Source organism: Arthrobacter sp. 05T442 (assembly GCF_056395945.1).
The window spans coordinates 1-385 of the sequence record NZ_JBFTKM010000072.1 but is presented as its reverse complement, the minus strand read 5'-3'; the positions used below and the strand labels follow the sequence as shown (position 1 = coordinate 385).

Here is a 385-nt window from a genome sequence, read left to right as displayed (position 1 = left end):
TCGTGGCCGCCGCCGCTGCGGGAAATCACGCCGCTTCGGAGGATGACCCCGGCGAGGCCGGCCTGGACCTGCGGTCGCGGCCGCAGAAGCTGCTCGACGGGCTGGTCGGTGCCTGCAAGGCCGCCCTCGCGGCCGGTTCGCTGCCCGCCGCGGGAGGACTGCGCCCGCAGGTCATGGTCACCATCGACTACCGGGACCTCCTTGCCCGCCTCGGCGCCCCGGCGGGCGGCCCGGAGCAGGCAGGCGGCCCGGAGCAGGCAGGCCCGGGGCAGGCAGGCCGGACGTTCGAGCACACGGGGACCCTGCTGTTCACCGGGCCCGTCACGGCCTCCACGGTCCGGAAGATCGCCTGCGACGCGGACATCATCCCCGTCGTCCTCGGCGG

1 protein-coding gene is annotated in these 385 nt (G+C 75.8%); it reads left to right on the top strand.

What is annotated here, in order from left to right:
- Window positions 1-385, top strand: a 385-nt coding sequence (locus AC1DES_RS19235) for a DUF222 domain-containing protein (protein WP_476897288.1), incomplete at both ends; no start/stop codon positions are given.